This is a genomic window from Burkholderia sp. YIM B11467, from assembly GCF_052952715.1.
Genome location: NZ_JBQVSQ010000015.1, coordinates 70,864 through 87,040 on the forward strand (window position 1 = coordinate 70,864; position 16,177 = coordinate 87,040).

Here is a 16,177-nt window from a genome sequence, read left to right on the forward strand (position 1 = left end):
TCATTTACTGCACCGGCACCAGCTTGAAATCGACCGGCTTGCCGACCGCGACCTTCCGCGGATTCGCGCCGAGCTGCCCCGTTTCGACATCGCGGCTGAACACGTAGAACGTGTCGCTGTCCTGGTTGCCGACGATCAGCCACTTGCCGGTCGGATCGATCAGGAACTCGCGCGGCGTCTTGCCGAGGCTCGACTGGCGGCCGACGTTCTTCAACCGGCCATCGGATTTGTTCACCGCGTAGATCACGAGGTCGTTCGCGTCGCCGCGGTTGCTCACGTACAGGAAACGGCCGTCCGGCGACAGGTGGATCGCGCCGCCGCCGACCTTGCCCTTGAAGCCCGGCGCCGTCATCGGCACGGTCTCGACCGGCGTCAGCTTGCCGTCGTGGTAACCGAACACCTCGACCGACGCGTTGAGCTCGCTCGTCACGTACGCGAACCGGCCGTCAGCGCCGAACACCATGTGACGCGGGCCCGAGCCGGCCTTCACCGGCGTGTAGCGCGTGTCGGTCGGGCCGATCAGGCCGCGGCTGCCGTCCACCGTGTAGCGGTAGCCGTAGATCTTGTCCGCGCCGAGATCCTGCACGAACAGGTAACGGCCGTCCGGCGAAAACACCGTCGAGTGCACGTGCGCGCCGTCCTGGCGGCCCTTCACGGGGCCCGTGCCTTCATGGTGCACGGTCAGCACGGCCTGGCCGACCGCGCCGTCGTCGCGCAGCGGAAACACCGCGAAGCTGCCGCCCGGATCCGCCGCGACCGAGTAATTGGCCGTCACGAGATATTTGCCGTCCGGCGACAGCGCGAGGTAGCAAGGATCGTTCCCTTCCGACGACACGCGGTCGATGAAGGTCAGCGCGCCCGTCTTCGCGTCGAAGCGGAATGCGCTGACGCCGCCGCGCTGCGTCGCCGGCCCGTCGTCGCCGGGCAGTTCGTTGACCGCGTAGACGGTGCGACCGTCGCGGCTCGGCAACAGGTACGACGGATTCACGGTCTTCGCCGACGACACGGGCGCGACGCTGCCGGTTTTCGTATCGAAGCGGTAAACGTAGATCCCGTCGCTGCCGCCACCCGTATAGGTGCCGACGAGCAGGTTGTAGACGCCGTCGGCCGCGGCGGGCGATTGCTGCGCAAATGCGTGGGTCGCGGACAGGGAGAGCACGATCGCGAAACCTTTCATCCAGTGAGCGAGCCTAAGCGGGAACCCTCGTGTCGAAGCGCGTGCGTCACGCTCGCGTAAACGGTTGGGCATTGAATCCTCCTTGCATCGAGTCGCTTCAAGTGTTGAGATAGGACGAAACGCCTGCCGTACCTGCGCTCCGCCGCCCGGCCGAGTATACGGGGCGGGGTGCCGGCACGTGAAGTTCGGCCGCCGCCGTCCGCATTGTGAACTCGAATACCCAAGGATCGCCTGCCCATGCCCGCCCTGATCGAAGACTACGCCCTCGTCGGCGACGGCCACACCGCCGCGCTGATCGCGAAAGACGGCTCCGTCGACTGGCTGTGCTGGCCCCGCTTCGATTCGGGCGCCTGCTTCGCGGCGCTCGTCGGCACGCCCGAGCACGGTCGCTGGCTGCTCGCGCCGGCCGCCGACGCCGCGATCACGCACACGACCCGCCGCTATCGCGGCGACACGCTGATCCTCGAAACCGATTACGAAAGCGCCGACGGCGCCGTCACCGTGATCGACTTCATGCCGCCCGGCAACGGCTGGTCCGAACTCGTGCGGATCGTCGTCGGCCGCCACGGTACGATGAAGATGCGCATGGAACTCGTGCTGCGCTTCGATTACGGCTTCTCGGTCCCGTGGGTCACGCAACTGACCCGCGAGGACGGCATGAAGGCGATTGCCGGCCCCGATACCGTCGTGCTGCGCACACCGGTGCCACTCGCGGGTAAAAACCTCCATACGCTCGCGGAATTCACGGTGAGCGCCGACGAGCGCGTGCCGTTCTCGCTCAGCTACGCGGCGTCGCACCTGCGGCTGCCGCCCGCGCGCGATCCGCTGTCGATGCTCGCGCGCACCGAGAATTACTGGCTCGAATGGTCGGGCCGCTGCCAGGTGCAGGGCCGCTACGCGCCCGCCGTGCGCCGTTCGCTGATCACGCTGAAGGCGCTCGCGTACGAGCCGACCGGCGGCATCGTCGCGGCGCCGACCACGTCGCTGCCCGAGAAGATCGGCGGCAACCGCAACTGGGACTACCGCTATTGCTGGCTGCGCGACGCGACGATCACGCTGCTCGCGCTGATGCGCGGCGGCCACTACGACGAGGCGCGCGCGTGGCGCACGTGGCTCGGCCGCGTGATGGCCGGTTCGCCCGAGCAGATCCAGATCATGTACGGGATCGCCGGCGAACGCCGGCTGCCGGAAATGGAGCTCGACTGGCTGCCCGGCTATCAGGATTCAAAGCCGGTACGCATCGGCAACGGCGCCGCGAACCAGCTCCAGCTCGACGTGTTCGGCGAGGTGATGGCCGCGCTGCACCTCGCGCGCGTGGGCGGACTGCAGGCCGACGACACGGTCTGGTCCGTGCAGTGTGCGCTGCTCGACCATCTCGAGAAGATCTGGCGGGAACCCGACGAGGGCATCTGGGAAACGCGCGGCGGGCGCCGCCATTTCACGTTCTCGAAGGTGATGGCGTGGGTCGCGTTCGACCGCGCGATCAAGTCCGCGGAGATGTTCCGGCTGCCCGGCTCGCTCGACCGCTGGCGCACGCTGCGCGAGCAGATCCACGCCGACGTATGCGACAACGCATGGCATGAGGGCAAGCAGGCGTTTGCGCAAAGCTACGGCAGCGACGAACTCGACGCGAGCGTGCTGCTGATGCCGCTGCTCGGCTTCCTGCCGCCGGAAGACCCGCGCATTGTCGGCACGGTCGACGCGATCGAGCGGGAATTGCTGCACGACGGCCTCGTGATGCGCTACCGCACGACCGACTACGATGACGGCCTGCCGCCCGGCGAAGGCACGTTTATCGCATGCAGCTTCTGGCTGGTCGACAATTACGCTCTGCTCGGCCGGATCGACGACGCGCACCGCCTGTTCAGCCGGCTGCTGTCGCTGTCGAACGACCTCGGGCTGCTCGCGGAGGAATACGACCCGGTCGCCGGGCGGCTCGTCGGCAACTTCCCGCAGGCGTTCTCGCACGTGGCGCTCGTGCATACCGCGATGAACCTGATGCACCACGAGGACGCGATGGCGCGCGCCGCCGGCCAGCCCGCGCCGGCGATGGCCACGGGGCGCTGAACGGGGGCGCGAGCGGCTTCTTCAGAGAACGTCAAATCGCAAAATTTTGATGAAAAATCGGGGAAATGTTGCATTGCACCACCCATCGTTGTCCGATATGATCGACGCGATTGTCCGGCTGCAGTGCAACATGGCCGGCCGCTGACCCCCACGGCACGCCGCGACGCCCCACGCCGCCCTTGCGCACCGTCCCCCACGCGGGAGTAGTCTGCATGCTTTACCAACTGCATGAATTCCAGCGGGCCATGCTGAGCCCGCTCACGGCCTGGGCCCAGGCCGCTTCCAAATCGTTCGCTAATCCGTCCAGCCCGTTCTCGCTGATGCCCGGCGCGACGCGGATGGCCGCCGCCTACGAACTGATGTACCGGCTCGGCAAGGACTACGAGAAGCCCGAATTCAACATTCATCAGATCGTCAAGGACGGCCACAACATCCCGATCGTCGAGCAGACGATCGTCGAGAAGCCGTTCTGCCGGTTGCTGCGTTTCAAGCGCTATTCGGACGACGCCGACGCGGTCACGCAACTGAAGGACGAGCCGGTCGTGCTGGTCTGCGCGCCGCTGTCGGGCCACCACTCGACGCTGCTGCGCGACACCGTGCGCACGCTGCTGCAGGACCACAAGGTCTACATCACCGACTGGATCGACGCGCGGATGGTGCCGGTCGAGACCGGCCCGTTCCACCTGCACGACTACATCGCGTACATCCAGGAATTCATCCGCCACATCGGCGCGCGCAACCTGCACGTGATCTCGGTGTGCCAGCCGACGGTGCCGGTGCTCGCGGCGATCTCGCTGATGGCGAGCCGCGGCGAGGAAACGCCGCTCACGATGACGATGATGGGCGGCCCGATCGACGCGCGCCGCAGCCCGACGTCGGTGAACTCACTCGCGACGCAGCACTCGACCGCGTGGTTCGAGAACAACGTGATCCATACGGTGCCCGCGAACTATCCAGGCGAAGGCCGCCAGGTGTATCCGGGCTTCCTGCAGCACACGGGCTTCGTCGCGATGAACCCGGAACGGCACGCGCAATCGCACTGGGATTTCTACCAGAGCCTGCTGCGCGGCGACGAGGACGACGCCGAAGCGCACCGCCGCTTCTACGACGAGTACAACGCGGTGCTCGACATGGCCGCCGAGTATTACCTCGAAACGATTCGCGTCGTGTTCCAGGAATTCCGGCTGGCCGAGGGTACGTGGGATGTCGAAGGCGAACGCGTGCGTCCGCAGGACATCCAGCAGACCGCGCTGATGACGATCGAGGGCGAACTCGACGACATCTCGGGCAGCGGCCAGACGCACGTCGCGCACGAGCTGTGCACGGGCATCCCGCAAGACCAGCGCCGCAGCCTGACCGCCGAGAAGTGCGGTCACTACGGGATCTTCTCGGGCCGCCGCTGGCGCACGATCATCTATCCGCAGCTGCGCGACTTCATCCGCGAGCATGCGCCGGAACCGAAGCAGGGCGCGACGAAGGATCGCCCGGATGCGCCGGCGGCCACGACGCTCGCCGCCGTGCCGACCGTCGTCACGCCGGCCGAATCGCGCACCACCGCGGCGAAGCGCACGCGCACGAAGGCACCGGCCACGGCCGCCGCTCCCGCCAAGGCTGCACCGGCCGCGAAACGCGCAAGCAGCAGCCCGCGCGCAAAAGCCGTTCGCGCGCGCAAGGCCGCCTGACGCACCGCGTTCCGACGAAAAAACGCCGCCGTTGCCTGCGCACGGCGGCGTTTTTGCATCCGGCGGCCGCGGGTCAGCGCATCAGCGCCGCAGCAGATACGCGAGCAATACCTCGGTGTTCATCCGGACCATCTCCGCGCGCTCGTCGGTATCGGTGAAGTCGCGGCCGAGCGTCGCGGCGAGCGTGAAGCGGTTCGACACGATGTAGTAGCCGAGCCCCGACAGCGTCACGTAGAAGCGCAGCGGATCGACGTCGGTGCGAAACAGCCCGGCCTTCTGGCCGCGCGTCAGCACGTTGCCGAGCTTCGCGACGATCGGCGACATCATCTCGCGGATCCGCGTCGACTTGTGCAGGTAGCGCGCTTCGTGCAGGTTCTCATTGTTGATGAGCCTGAGCAATTCCGGATGGTCGCGGTAGTAGTCCCAAACGAAATGCGCGAGCCGCGTGACCGCTTCGACCGGCGCGACGCCGTCGAGATCGAGCACGCGCTCGGCCTCGGTCAGCGCGGAGAACGCGTGTTCGAGCACGGCCGTAAACAGCTGCTCCTTGCTGCCGAAGTAGTAATAGAGCATGCGCTCGTTGGTTTCGGCCCGGCGCGCGATCTGATCGACACGCGCGCCGAACAACCCGCCACTCGCGAACTCTTCGGCTGCCGCCATCAGGATGCGGCGGCGCGTACCTTCAGGATCTCTTTTGATTTTTGGCTGATTCATGTGGCGTTTTGCTATGTGAGCCGCGTGATCCGGACCGGCACCCGCACTGCCTCGGCGCCGGCCGCCCTGGAACGGGCGCGCCGCGTGCGGCCGCCCTCCTGCTGAGCCCCTGCAAAAAAGCGGTTCGATTATGCGCACAGACGGCGTCCAGCGCAATGCGGGAAATCGGCGATAATCGAGCTTTGGCAAACCTTTCCGGCCGCGCCCGACGCGGCCGAGAGCCATTCGGCGCCGCTGCGCCCGTTGTCACCGTGACCGACTCCAAAACACTTGCGGATCGCATCGAAGATCTGCTTCCCCAGACGCAATGCACGAAGTGCGGCTATAACGGCTGCCGTCCGTACGCCGAGGCGATCGCCGCCGGCGACGCGAACTACAACCAGTGTCCGCCCGGCGGCGCCGAAGGCATCGCACGCCTCGCGGGCCTGCTCGGCAAGCCGGTGATTCCGCTGAACCCCGTCAACGGCAGCGAGCATCCGCGCGCCGTCGCATTCATCGATGAAAGCCTGTGCATCGGCTGCACGCTGTGCATGCAGGCATGCCCGGTCGATGCGATCGTCGGCGCACCGAAGCAGATGCACACGATCATCGAGTCGCTGTGCACGGGCTGCGACCTGTGCGTGCCGCCCTGCCCCGTCGACTGCATCGCGATGCTGCCCGTGACCGGCGATCGCACGGGCTGGGACGCGTGGTCGCAGCAGCAGGCGGATGCCGCGCGCGAACACCATGACCTGCGGCTCGCCCGCCAGCGCCGCGAACGCGAGGCCGCCGAAGCGCGCGCCGCCGCACGCCGCGCGGCCAGTGCCGCGAAGCCCGCAGCGGAGCAACCCGACACGCCACCCGGGACGCAGCCCGATCCGCAGCCCGGCACGCCGGCCACCGCACCGGCCGCCGATGACGCCGATGCGAAGAAACGCGCGATCATCGCCGCCGCGCTCGAACGCGCGCGCAAGAAGAAGGAAGAACTCTCCGGGCAGGGTGCCGGGCCGAAGAACACCGAAGGCGTGAGCGCGGCCGTCCAGGCGCAGATCGACGCGGCCGAGGCCCGCCGCAAACGAGTCGCCGAGCAACAGGCGCAGCGCGACGCCGAAGCCGCGGCGACGGGTGGCAACGGCAACGACAGCGACGCAGGCAACGACGACCAAGGCGGCCCGTCCGCGCCGCCCGACCAGAACACTCCATGAACGCCAGCAAACGACGCGCGATCTACGAAACGCTGCAGAGCCTCAATCCGCATCCGACCACCGAGCTCGAATACACGACGCCGTTCGAGCTGCTGATCGCTGTGATGCTGTCCGCGCAGGCGACCGACGTATCGGTCAACAAGGCGATGCGGAAGATGTTTCCGATCGCGAACACCCCGCGACAAATCGTCGCGCTGGGTGAGGAAGGCGTTACCGAGTACATCAAGACGATCGGTCTTTACCGCACCAAGGCGAAGAACGTGGTCGCGACGTGCCGGATCCTGCTCGACCAGTACGACGGCGAGGTGCCGGCCGATCGCGAAGCGCTCGAAAGCCTGCCGGGCGTCGGCCGCAAGACCGCGAACGTCGTGCTGAACACTGCGTTCGGCCAGCCGACGATCGCGGTCGACACGCATATCTTCCGGGTCGCGAATCGCACGGGGCTCGCGCCGGGCAAGGACGTGCGCGCCGTCGAGGCCGCTCTCGAGAAGTTCACGCCGAAGGAATTCCTGCAGGACGCGCATCACTGGCTGATCCTGCACGGGCGCTACGTGTGCAAGGCCCGCAAGCCCGAATGCTGGCACTGCGCGATCGAGCCGCTGTGCGAATTCAGGCCGAAGACGCCGCCGCCCAACGAGTAAGCATCAGGCACGGCTGAAACGCGGCAAGCCTGTCCGACGGAGCCCGGCCTGCAGGCTCCCCGCTCCCCTCCCCGACTACGCGTTGGACGTCGCGGTGGCATCGTCGGCCGCCGCGCCGCCCGCGCGCACGAGCGCCAGCACCGCCGCGAGGATCGCGACGCCGCCCGCCCACTGGAGCGGCGACAGCGCTTCACCGAACAGCAGCGCGGCGAGCGCGACCGTCACGACCGGTTCGAGCGTCGACAGCATCGACGTGCGAGCGGCCCCGAGCCGCTCGAGCCCGGCGAAGAACGCGAGCATCGCCGCGACCGTCGACACGAGCGCAATGGCGAGCATCGACGCCCAGCCGCCGGCCGTCGCGGGCCAGCGCGGCGGCGCGCCGAACGCCGCGGTCCGCACGACGGCGATCGCCACCAGCGTCGCGGTCGCCGACAGGCAGATGATCGCGGTGGTCGCGAGCGGATCGACGCCGCGCGTCGCCTTGGTGCCGCCGACGATGTACAGCGAATAGATCACCGCGGCGGCCAGCGCGAGCGCGATCCCGAGCGGCTCGCCGTGCCCGCCGCCGACCATCAGCGCCGAGCCCGCGACGCACAGCACGAGCGCGACGGCCTTCGCGCGCGTGAGACGCTCGCCGAGCCACCACGCGGCCAGCAGCGTGACGAAGGCCGGATACAGGTACAGCAGCAACGCCACGAGGCTCGCCTGCGCGTGCTGCAGCGCGCTGAAATAACAGAACGACTGCCCGACGTAGCCGAGCGCGCCCATCGCCACCAGCGGCGCGAGTGCACGCCCGCGCGGCCACGCGACGCCGCGGTGCCGCGCGATCGCGGCGAGCACCGCACCGCCGATCGCGAAGCGTACGATCAGCAGCCCGAGCACGTCGACGCCGGCCGCATATGCGTAGCGGCCGAAGATCGCCATCGCGCCGAACGCGGCGGCGGACAGCGCGACGTAGAGCGTGCCCTGTAGGGCGACGGACGATGAGCGGGCGGTGGTGGTCATGACGGGACGGGCGGGAACGGCACGGTAACGGGAATCGTCGGAGTGTAGCGGCGCGGCGGCCACGAGCCTAGCCCGCGCTTACCCGTCCGGTACGGCACGGGTAGTCGCAGCCCGCCCCCGTCACGCAAACCCAAACCGCCACCAGCCGCCTCCAGCACCGTCCGCCGACCCGGCGTACAATGCGCGACGCGGCATGACGCCGCCCGAATCACGACGTTCCCCCACCATGTTCAATCCAAGCCGCGACGAAGTGCGTCGCTTTTTCACCGAGACCTGGCGCAAGCAGCGCGCGGGCGAGATCCTGACGCCGCTGGAAGCGATGGCAGCCGACTGGATCGTCGAGCATCCCGAATACCACGCCGAACTCGACGATGCCGACGGCGCGGCCGCGCGCAACTACACGCCCGAGGAAGGTCGCACGAACCCGTTCCTGCACCTGTCGATGCACCTCGCGATCAGCGAACAGTTGTCGATCGACCAGCCGCCCGGCATCCGCGCCGCGCACGACAAGCTGGCGGCGAAGCTCGACTCGACCCACGATGCGCAGCACGCGATCATGGAATGCCTCGGCGAGACGATCTGGGAAGCGCAGCGCACCAACACGCCGCCCGATACCGACGCGTACCTGCAGCGCATCCTGCGCCGCGCGTCGCGCGACTGAGCGCCGCGGACAAAAAAATACCCCGCCGAGGCGGGGTATTTTTGCTGCGCGGGCCGGCTGGGCCCGTCGCGCTTACTTCTTGAATACGAGATCGGTCTCTTTCAGCGATTCGATGTAGGACGCGATGTCCTTCATGTCGCTGACCGACAGGCTCTGCACCTGCGCCTGCATGATCGCGTTGTTGCGACCGAGCAGCGGGTTCGTCAGGCCCATCTGGTACTGGCGCATCGCCCACACGAGGTAGTCGGCATGCTGGCCGGCGAGGCGCGGATATTCGGCGTTGATCGGCTTGTTCATCTGCGCGCCGTGGCAGGCTGCGCAGTTGTGCGATTCGACCAGTTCCTTGCCCTTCGTGGCGTCCGCCGCGTGCGCGGTACCGATCGCGAGGCCGGCCGCCAGTGCAACCGCCGCCGTCTTGAATGCGTTGTTCATGAATGCTCCTGTCCCGCCGGCGAGATCGGCGGCGCGCGCTTACTTGTAGGGATTGTCCTTCGAGTCGGCCTTCTGGGCGGCGTAGTAGGCCGCCAGATCCGCGATGTCCTGGTCCGTCAGCGAACCGGCGACCGCATTCATCGACGGGAAGTGACGATCCTTCTTGCGGTAGGCCTTCAGCGCGTTCTCGAGGTATTGCTGGTTCTGGCCGCCGAGGACGGGCACCCGGTAGACCTCCGGGTAAGCCGTGCGGTAGTCCTGGATGCCGTGGCAGCCGATGCACATGGCGACCTTGCTCGCCCCGTCCTTCGGGTTGCCGACCACACCGGCCGCCTGCGCGCTGCCCGCGAGCGCCACGAGCGCTGCGACAACGACGTGTTTGCCGACGAATTTGTTCATAGCTCTTGTAACCTAGCTTGAGGGGAAACTGGCGCCAAAGCGGCAACGGCCCGCGCCGTATTGCTTATCGGATCGCCACGCAGGCCAAAAAAAACGGCCAGATTGTACCGCGTCGGCGGGGAACGCGTCCATAAGACGCCCCGGTTCGCCCCGCCACAGCCCTGCAACGATACGCGGGCACGGCCCAACCGGACAGCCCTTCTGACTTATACTGGGTTTTTTTCCCGATGAAGAAGAGCGCCGCCATGCGTTTCGAAGGGTCCTCGCACTACGTCGCCACCGACGATCTGAAGCTCGCGGTCAATGCCGCGCTGACGCTGCAACGCCCGCTGCTGATCAAGGGCGAGCCCGGCACCGGCAAGACCATGCTCGCCGAGGAAGTGGCCGCCGCGCTCGACATGCCGCTGCGGCAGTGGCACATCAAGTCGACGACGAAGGCACAACAGGGCCTGTACGAATACGACGCCGTCTCGCGGCTGCGCGACTCGCAGCTCGGTGACGAGCGTGTGAAGGATATCTCGAATTACATCGTCAAGGGCGTGCTGTGGCAGGCATTCGATGCCGAGCACCCGAGCGTGCTGCTGATCGACGAGATCGACAAGGCCGACATCGAATTCCCGAACGACCTGCTGCGCGAGCTCGACCGGATGGAATTCCACGTGTACGAGACACGCGAGACCGTGCGCGCGAAGCACCGCCCGCTCGTCATCATCACGTCGAACAACGAGAAGGAACTGCCCGACGCGTTCCTGCGCCGCTGCTTCTTCCACTACATCCAGTTCCCCGACCCGTCGACGATGCAGAAGATCGTCGCGGTCCACTTCCCGGACATCCGCGAAGAGCTGCTGCGCGCGGCGCTCGAGAGTTTCTTCGAATTGCGCGGCGTGTCGGGCCTGAAGAAGAAGCCGTCGACGTCCGAGTTGCTCGACTGGCTGAAGCTGCTGCTCGCCGAGAACATCCCGGCCGACGCGCTGCGCGGCGCGGACGCGAAGCAGATCGTGCCGCCGCTCGCGGGCGCGCTGCTGAAGAACGAGCAGGACCTGAGCCTGCTCGAACGGCTCGTCTACATGAACCGGCACAACCGGTAATCCTCCCCCACCCGCGAAGGCCCGGCCATGCTGCTCAATTTCTTCTACGCGCTGCGCGCAGCCAAGCTGCCCGTCTCGGTGAAGGAATACCTGACGCTGCTCGAATCGCTGAAGGCCGGGCTGATCTCGCCGTCGATCGACGCGTTCTACTTCCTCGCGCGGATGACGCTCGTCAAGGACGAGCAGTACTTCGACAAGTTCGACCAGGCGTTCGGCGCGTATTTCCACGGCGTGTCCGCGCTGCCGTCCGAAGCGTTCGACATTCCGCTCGACTGGCTCGAGAAGCGCCTCGAGCGCGAGCTGTCGCCGGAGGAAAAGGCGCAGATCGAAGCGATGGGCGGGCTCGACAAGCTGATGGAGCGTTTGAAGGCACTGCTCGACGAGCAGAAGGAACGCCACGAAGGCGGCAACAAGTGGATCGGCACCGGCGGCACGTCGCCGTTCGGGCACGGCGGCTTCAACCCGGAAGGCGTGCGCATCGGCGGCCCGTCGAACGGCAACCGCACCGCGGTGAAGGTATGGGAAGCACGCGCATACCGCGACTACGACGATTCCGTCGAGATCGGCACGCGCAACATCAAGGTCGCGCTGCGACGGCTGCGCCGCTTCGCGCGCGAAGGCGCGGCCGAGGAACTCGACCTGCCCGGCACGATCCGCAGCACGGCCGCGAACGCGGGCTGGCTCGACCTGCGGATGGTGCCCGAGCGCCACAACAACGTGAAGGTGCTGATGCTGCTCGACGTCGGTGGCTCGATGGACGACCACATCAAGCGCACCGAAGAGCTGTTCTCGGCCGCGAAGGCCGAATTCAAGCACCTGGAATTCTTCTACTTCCACAACTGCGTGTACGACCACCTGTGGAAGAACAACCGCCGCCGCCACTCGGAACGCACCGCGACGTGGGACGTGCTGCACAAGTTCACGCCCGACTACAAGCTGATCTTCGTCGGCGACGCGACGATGAGCCCGTACGAAGTGCTGCAGCCCGGCGGCTCGGTCGAATACAACAACCCGGAAGCCGGCGCCGTGTGGCTGCGCCGCCTCGCCGACCAGTTCCCCCATCATGCATGGCTGAACCCCGAGCCCGAGCGGCTATGGGAATACCGGCAGTCGGTCGCGGTCATCCGCGACCTGCTCGGCCATCGCATGTATCCGCTCACGCTCGCGGGCCTCGAAACCGCGATGCGCGCACTCAGCAAATAACACAACCCACCAGCAGACACGAAGGCCGCGTCCGAGCGGCCTCCCCCCGGAGATAGCATGAACCCTTCGCCCACCGCGAGCGCTGGCCGCGCCGGCGGCCGCCGCTTTTTCACCGACACTTCCGTCTCCGCGCTCGTCGCCGGCTTCGTCGCGATGATGACCGGCTACACGAGCTCGCTCGTGCTGATGTTCCAGGCCGGCCGCGCCGCACACCTCACCGATGCGCAGATCTCGTCGTGGATCTGGGCGCTGTCGATCGGCATGGCGCTGACGACGATCGGCCTGTCGCTGCGCTTTCGCGCGCCCGTCGTCGTCGCATGGTCGACGCCCGGCGCCGCGCTGCTGATCGCGTCACTGCCCGGCGTGCCCTACCCCGAGGCGATCGGCGCATTCGTCGTGTGCGCGCTGCTCCTGACGGCCGTCGGCGTGAGCGGCCTGTTCGACACGCTGATGCGCAAGATCCCGGCCGGCATCGCCGCCGCGCTGCTCGCGGGCATCCTGTTCGAGATCGGCATCGAGATCTTCCGCGCCGCGCAGTTCCAGACCGCGCTCGTGCTCGCGATGTTCTTCACCTACCTGATCGTCAAGCGGCTCGCGCCGCGCTATGCGATCGTGACGACGCTGATCGTCGGCACGGTGGTGGCCGGCGGCCTCGGCCTGCTCGACTTCAGCCGGTTCCACATCGCGCTCGCGAAACCCGTGTTCACGATGCCGGCGTTCTCGATCGCGTCGATCGTCAGCATCGGCATTCCGCTGTTCGTCGTCGCGATGGCGTCGCAGAACGTGCCGGGCATCGCGGTGCTGCGCGCGGACGGCTACGCGACACCGTCGTCGCCGCTGATCGCGACGACCGGCCTCGCGTCGCTACTGCTCGCGCCGTTCGGCTCGCACGGCGTGAACCTCGCGGCGATCACGGCCGCGATCTGCACCGGCCCCGAAGCGCACGAGGATCCCGCGAAGCGCTACACGGCCGCCGTGTGGTGCGGCACGTTCTACCTGGTCGCCGGCATCTTCGGCGCGACGATCGCCGCGCTGTTCGCGGCGCTGCCGAAGGCGCTCGTCGTGTCGGTCGCCGCGCTCGCATTGTTCGGCTCGATCATGAGCGGGCTCGCGAACGCGATGCAGGACGTGAAGCAGCGCGAAGCCGCGCTCGTCACGTTCATGGTCACCGCGTCGGGCCTCACGCTGCTGTCGATCGGCTCGGCGTTCTGGGGGCTCGTCGCGGGCATCGTCACGCAGGTGATCCTGAACGCGCGGCGTCCCGCGTGACGCGGTTCGCCGCCCGCCGTGGCGGCCGGCGGGCACGCCAAAACGTGCTCGACACGAATCGGGCCTAAAATGATGGATCGAAAGCGGCGCCCGGCGCCGCTTCGCTTCGCCGCCGCGCTCGCGCGGCCCGTGAGAACCCGGCGCCCCGCGCCCTTCTTCCGAATCGCCATGACTACCGCACTCGACCAGCTGAAGCAGTACACGACCGTCGTCGCCGACACGGGCGACTTCCAGCAGCTTGCGCAATACAAGCCGCAGGACGCGACCACGAACCCGTCGCTGATCCTGAAGGCCGTCCAGAAGGATGCGTACAAGCCGATCCTCGAGAAAACCGTCCGCGATCATCGCAACGAAAGCACCGACTTCATCATCGACCGCCTGCTGATCGCGTTCGGCACCGAGATCCTGAAGCTGATCCCGGGCCGCGTGTCGACCGAGGTCGACGCACGCCTGTCGTTCGACACGCAGCGCTCGATCGACAAGGGGCTCGAACTGATCAAGCTGTACGAAGCAGCCGGCATCGGCCGCGATCGCATCCTGATCAAGCTCGCGTCGACGTGGGAAGGCATCCGCGCGGCCGAGGTGCTGCAGAAGGAAGGGATCAAGTGCAACATGACCCTGCTTTTCTCGCTCGTGCAGGCCGCCTCGTGCGCGGAAGCCGGCGCGCAGCTGATCTCGCCGTTCGTCGGCCGCATCTACGACTGGTACAAGAAGCAGGCTGGCGCGGAATGGAATGAAGCGAAGGACGGCGGCGCGAACGATCCGGGCGTGCAGTCGGTGCGCCGCATCTACGCGTACTACAAGACGTTCGGCTATCACACCGAAGTGATGGGCGCCAGCTTCCGCACGACCAGCCAGATCACCGAGCTGGCCGGCTGCGACCTGCTGACGATCAGTCCCGACTTGCTGCAGAAGCTGCAGGACAGCAACGAGACGGTTGCGCGCAAGCTGTCGCCGGAAGCGCTGCAGGACAAGCCGTCCGAGCGCGTTGCGATCGACGAGGCCGCGTTCCGCTTCCAGTTGAACGACGACGCGATGGCCACCGAAAAGCTCGCCGAAGGCATTCGCGTATTTGCCGCCGATGCGGTCAAGCTCGAGAAGCTGATCGACGGGCTGCGCTGAAGCGTGTCGCGCGTCAGCGGCTGTCAGCAGCACTGACAACAGCCGTCAGCAAGCGCGCCGCACACGGCCGCGAACATGATGTTCGCGGCCGTTTTTATTTTTCACTCCATCGTCAATCTCGCGCACTACAATCCACGTCACGGGTGCGCCGGCCGCCTCTCGACGTGCCCTTTCCCAGTCAATCTTGCACGACCCCGAACCCGCGCCGACGCGTGGGTCCGGCCCATCACAGGAGACAACGATGCAAGTTCAACCGTACCTGACGTTCTACGGTCGCGCCGACGAAGCCCTTCAGTTCTACGAAAAGGCACTCGGTGCGAAGACGATGTTCAAGATGCACTTCAAGGATGCGCCGCCGAACCCCGAACACGCGATCACGCCCGAGATGGCCGACAAGGTGATGCATGCGAGCTTCACGATCGGCGACTCGATGATCATGTGCTCGGACGGCGACTGCAGCCAGCCGGGCGGTACGCACGCCGGTTATTCGCTGTCGCTGAACCCGGCGACGGTCGAGGAAGGCCAGAAGCTGTTCAATGCGCTCGCCGACGGCGGCGAAGTGACGATGCCGTTCGGCAAGACGTTCTGGGCGCTCGGCTTCGGGATGACGAAGGACCGTTTCGGCGTGCACTGGATGGTCAACGTCGAGGACCTGTCGCAACGCGAGGATCTCGCGAAGCGCGCGGGCCAGTAACGCGCACGGATGCCGCCCGGATCGTGCGGTCGCGACGATCCGGGCAGGCCCGCTACTTGCGCAGCACCTCCGCCAGCGCCTGTTCCAGCGTGCCGTTCGAGCGGCACGCGACACGCGCCCCCTTCTGCTTGCCGGCCGCGACCACGCCGGCCATGCCCGCGACGTCGATCGACACGCTCACGCCTTGCGTCGCCTCGTCGATGCGCGTGACGACTTTCAGCATGTGCGTCACGTTCGACGTCTGCTTCAGTTCGGAACAGTCCAGAAAGTTGCCCGCGTTCGGATAATCGGCATACGCGGCGGCAACGAGCCCCGCGTCGCGATCGCTGACGCGCGCCGCGAGCTTGTGGTCCGCATAGAACTGCGCGACCGCCGCCCACACTTCGTCATACTTGCGATTGCCGATCACGATGCGCGATGCATCGTCGGCGCCGTGCGCGCCATCGGCCGTGTCGTGTTGCGCCGGCGGCGCATCGCGCGCCGCGTATCGCTGCCCGGGGCCGTACACCGAAATGCAGCCGGCCAGCGCCGCACACAGCACGGCGCCCGACAATATCGTTTTCATCGCGGCCCACCGTCAACGGTAGTACATGTTCGCGCAGCCGGCGAGCAGGATCGGCGCGACAAGCGCCCACATCAACAGGACTCTCATGCCGCGCCTCATCGGTAGTACGCGTTCACGCAACCGGCGAGCGCGACGCAGCACATGCCGAACACCAACAACCAAATCTTCATCATTGCATCCCTCATATAATCGAATCGTGTCGAGATCGAATCACCCGGCACAGGCCGGGCGGGACGCATTATTGGCAACCCGGCAGCGCGCCTCCCAATCGGTC

At 67.0% G+C, this 16,177-nt stretch carries 16 protein-coding genes; 10 read left to right on the forward strand and 6 right to left on the reverse strand.

Going from position 1 to position 16,177, the window contains the following annotated elements:
• Nucleotides 1–4: 4 nt before the first annotated feature.
• Nucleotides 5–1,249 carry a lactonase family protein gene (locus ACTRWB_RS34195; RefSeq protein ID WP_446904479.1) on the reverse strand — a complete coding sequence of 415 codons (1,245 nt, stop codon included), beginning with the start codon at nt 1,247–1,249 and terminating at the stop codon, nt 5–7.
• A gap of 165 nt (nt 1,250–1,414) precedes the next feature.
• On the opposite strand from ACTRWB_RS34195, the gene ACTRWB_RS34200 reads away from it, so the two are divergent.
• Nucleotides 1,415–3,244 (forward strand): glycoside hydrolase family 15 protein, encoded by a 1,830-nt coding sequence (locus ACTRWB_RS34200; RefSeq protein WP_193098798.1) that lies wholly within the window; start codon nt 1,415–1,417, stop codon nt 3,242–3,244.
• 212 nt (nt 3,245–3,456) lie between these two features.
• The gene (locus tag ACTRWB_RS34205; RefSeq protein WP_446904480.1) at nt 3,457–4,926 is read left to right on the forward strand and encodes a polyhydroxyalkanoate depolymerase; all 1,470 of its coding nucleotides are present in this window, start codon (nt 3,457–3,459) and stop codon (nt 4,924–4,926) included.
• 81 nt (nt 4,927–5,007) lie between these two features.
• On the opposite strand, the gene ACTRWB_RS34210 is transcribed toward ACTRWB_RS34205, so the two are convergent.
• Complete coding sequence (locus tag ACTRWB_RS34210; protein ID WP_129512661.1) at nt 5,008–5,640, reverse strand: TetR family transcriptional regulator; 633 nt, start codon at nt 5,638–5,640, stop codon at nt 5,008–5,010.
• Nucleotides 5,641–5,891: 251 nt separating this feature from the next.
• Between ACTRWB_RS34210 and rsxB the strand changes: the two genes are divergently transcribed.
• Both rsxB and nth read left to right on the forward strand, forming a co-directional pair.
• Complete coding sequence (gene rsxB / locus ACTRWB_RS34215; RefSeq protein WP_446904481.1) at nt 5,892–6,824, forward strand: electron transport complex subunit RsxB; 933 nt, start codon at nt 5,892–5,894, stop codon at nt 6,822–6,824.
• The gene (gene nth, locus ACTRWB_RS34220; protein WP_193098800.1) at nt 6,821–7,465 is read left to right on the forward strand and encodes an endonuclease III; all 645 of its coding nucleotides are present in this window, start codon (nt 6,821–6,823) and stop codon (nt 7,463–7,465) included. The genes rsxB and nth overlap by 4 nt, the downstream gene beginning before the upstream one ends.
• A gap of 75 nt (nt 7,466–7,540) precedes the next feature.
• Here the strand turns inward: nth and ACTRWB_RS34225 are convergent, their stop codons facing one another.
• A complete protein-coding gene (locus ACTRWB_RS34225; RefSeq protein ID WP_446904482.1) occupies nt 7,541–8,470 on the reverse strand; it encodes a DMT family transporter in 930 nt (309 codons plus the stop codon).
• A gap of 193 nt (nt 8,471–8,663) precedes the next feature.
• Between ACTRWB_RS34225 and ACTRWB_RS34230 the strand changes: the two genes are divergently transcribed.
• A complete protein-coding gene (locus ACTRWB_RS34230; protein WP_415927150.1) occupies nt 8,664–9,131 on the forward strand; it encodes a DUF1841 family protein in 468 nt (155 codons plus the stop codon).
• A 72-nt stretch (nt 9,132–9,203) separates the two neighbouring features.
• On the opposite strand, the gene ACTRWB_RS34235 is transcribed toward ACTRWB_RS34230, so the two are convergent.
• The gene (locus ACTRWB_RS34235; RefSeq protein WP_048249238.1) at nt 9,204–9,563 is read right to left on the reverse strand and encodes a c-type cytochrome; all 360 of its coding nucleotides are present in this window, start codon (nt 9,561–9,563) and stop codon (nt 9,204–9,206) included.
• A gap of 39 nt (nt 9,564–9,602) precedes the next feature.
• Nucleotides 9,603–9,962: a c-type cytochrome gene (locus ACTRWB_RS34240; RefSeq protein WP_048249237.1), complete on the reverse strand. Its 360-nt coding sequence runs from the start codon at nt 9,960–9,962 to the stop codon at nt 9,603–9,605.
• A 245-nt stretch (nt 9,963–10,207) separates the two neighbouring features.
• Here ACTRWB_RS34240 and ACTRWB_RS34245 point away from each other — a divergent pair, with 245 nt between their 5' ends.
• The 5 genes from ACTRWB_RS34245 (at nt 10,208) to ACTRWB_RS34265 (ending at nt 15,338) form a co-directional block, all read left to right on the forward strand.
• The gene (locus ACTRWB_RS34245) at nt 10,208–11,050 is read left to right on the forward strand and encodes an AAA family ATPase (protein WP_446904483.1); all 843 of its coding nucleotides are present in this window, start codon (nt 10,208–10,210) and stop codon (nt 11,048–11,050) included.
• A 27-nt stretch (nt 11,051–11,077) separates the two neighbouring features.
• Nucleotides 11,078–12,253, forward strand: a complete 1,176-nt coding sequence (locus ACTRWB_RS34250; RefSeq protein WP_193098802.1) for a vWA domain-containing protein — start codon at nt 11,078–11,080, stop codon at nt 12,251–12,253.
• Between the two features lie 57 nt (nt 12,254–12,310).
• Nucleotides 12,311–13,522, forward strand: a complete 1,212-nt coding sequence (locus ACTRWB_RS34255; RefSeq protein ID WP_446904484.1) for a benzoate/H(+) symporter BenE family transporter — start codon at nt 12,311–12,313, stop codon at nt 13,520–13,522.
• Nucleotides 13,523–13,690: 168 nt separating this feature from the next.
• Nucleotides 13,691–14,644 carry a transaldolase gene (gene tal / locus ACTRWB_RS34260; protein ID WP_446904485.1) on the forward strand — a complete coding sequence of 318 codons (954 nt, stop codon included), beginning with the start codon at nt 13,691–13,693 and terminating at the stop codon, nt 14,642–14,644.
• Between the two features lie 241 nt (nt 14,645–14,885).
• Nucleotides 14,886–15,338: a VOC family protein gene (locus ACTRWB_RS34265; RefSeq protein WP_129512668.1), complete on the forward strand. Its 453-nt coding sequence runs from the start codon at nt 14,886–14,888 to the stop codon at nt 15,336–15,338.
• A gap of 52 nt (nt 15,339–15,390) precedes the next feature.
• On the opposite strand, the gene ACTRWB_RS34270 is transcribed toward ACTRWB_RS34265, so the two are convergent.
• Nucleotides 15,391–15,903 carry a hypothetical protein gene (locus ACTRWB_RS34270; protein WP_446904486.1) on the reverse strand — a complete coding sequence of 171 codons (513 nt, stop codon included), beginning with the start codon at nt 15,901–15,903 and terminating at the stop codon, nt 15,391–15,393.
• Nucleotides 15,904–16,177: the final 274 nt, after the last annotated feature.

What these genes read in the sequence shown, in the direction of transcription:
- ACTRWB_RS34245 (WP_446904483.1), top strand. Translation starts at nt 10,208, where the DNA reads ATGCGTTTCGAAGGGTCCTCGCACTACGTCGCCACCGACGATCTGAAG.
- ACTRWB_RS34230 (WP_415927150.1), top strand. Translation starts at nt 8,664, where the DNA reads ATGACGCCGCCCGAATCACGACGTTCCCCCACCATGTTCAATCCAAGC.
- ACTRWB_RS34235 (WP_048249238.1), bottom strand. Translation starts at nt 9,563, where the DNA reads ATGAACAACGCATTCAAGACGGCGGCGGTTGCACTGGCGGCCGGCCTC.
- ACTRWB_RS34265 (WP_129512668.1), top strand. Translation starts at nt 14,886, where the DNA reads ATGCAAGTTCAACCGTACCTGACGTTCTACGGTCGCGCCGACGAAGCC.
- ACTRWB_RS34255 (WP_446904484.1), top strand. Translation starts at nt 12,311, where the DNA reads ATGAACCCTTCGCCCACCGCGAGCGCTGGCCGCGCCGGCGGCCGCCGC.
- nth (WP_193098800.1), top strand. Translation starts at nt 6,821, where the DNA reads ATGAACGCCAGCAAACGACGCGCGATCTACGAAACGCTGCAGAGCCTC.
- ACTRWB_RS34195 (WP_446904479.1), bottom strand. Translation starts at nt 1,249, where the DNA reads ATGCCCAACCGTTTACGCGAGCGTGACGCACGCGCTTCGACACGAGGG.
- ACTRWB_RS34210 (WP_129512661.1), bottom strand. Translation starts at nt 5,640, where the DNA reads ATGAATCAGCCAAAAATCAAAAGAGATCCTGAAGGTACGCGCCGCCGC.
- tal (WP_446904485.1), top strand. Translation starts at nt 13,691, where the DNA reads ATGACTACCGCACTCGACCAGCTGAAGCAGTACACGACCGTCGTCGCC.
- ACTRWB_RS34205 (WP_446904480.1), top strand. Translation starts at nt 3,457, where the DNA reads ATGCTTTACCAACTGCATGAATTCCAGCGGGCCATGCTGAGCCCGCTC.
- ACTRWB_RS34250 (WP_193098802.1), top strand. Translation starts at nt 11,078, where the DNA reads ATGCTGCTCAATTTCTTCTACGCGCTGCGCGCAGCCAAGCTGCCCGTC.
- ACTRWB_RS34200 (WP_193098798.1), top strand. Translation starts at nt 1,415, where the DNA reads ATGCCCGCCCTGATCGAAGACTACGCCCTCGTCGGCGACGGCCACACC.
- ACTRWB_RS34240 (WP_048249237.1), bottom strand. Translation starts at nt 9,962, where the DNA reads ATGAACAAATTCGTCGGCAAACACGTCGTTGTCGCAGCGCTCGTGGCG.
- ACTRWB_RS34270 (WP_446904486.1), bottom strand. Translation starts at nt 15,903, where the DNA reads ATGAAAACGATATTGTCGGGCGCCGTGCTGTGTGCGGCGCTGGCCGGC.
- ACTRWB_RS34225 (WP_446904482.1), bottom strand. Translation starts at nt 8,470, where the DNA reads ATGACCACCACCGCCCGCTCATCGTCCGTCGCCCTACAGGGCACGCTC.